The 223-nt window shown below is 67.3% G+C and carries 1 protein-coding gene; it reads left to right on the top strand.

Annotated features, from left to right (window positions below; translation table 11 throughout):
* Window positions 1-7 precede the first annotated feature (7 nt).
* On the top strand, window positions 8-223 hold a 216-nt coding region (locus E4K09_RS26050), incomplete at its 3' end, for a dihydrofolate reductase (protein WP_280177496.1).

Raw genomic sequence — 223 nt, 5'->3', positions numbered from 1 at the left:
CAAGCCTTTGCCGGGGCGGGAAACGATCGTGCTGACGCGTGATTCCGGCTTCTCCGCGCCGGGCGTTCACGTCGTTCACGGGTGGGCCGAGGCGGTTGCCAGGGGCGAGGACCTGGCCAGGAGGATGGGAACCGACTCGGTTGCCGTCGTGGGAGGCGCCGAGATCTACAAGCTCGCCTTGCCGGAGGTGGGGAAGATTTACCTCACGGAGGTTGCGGCCGCT

Origin of the sequence: Microvirga pakistanensis (genome assembly GCF_004458765.1) — a bacterium.
Classification (GTDB): Bacteria; Pseudomonadota; Alphaproteobacteria; order Rhizobiales; family Beijerinckiaceae; genus Microvirga; species Microvirga pakistanensis.
This window is presented reverse-complemented; position numbering and strand designations above follow the sequence as displayed.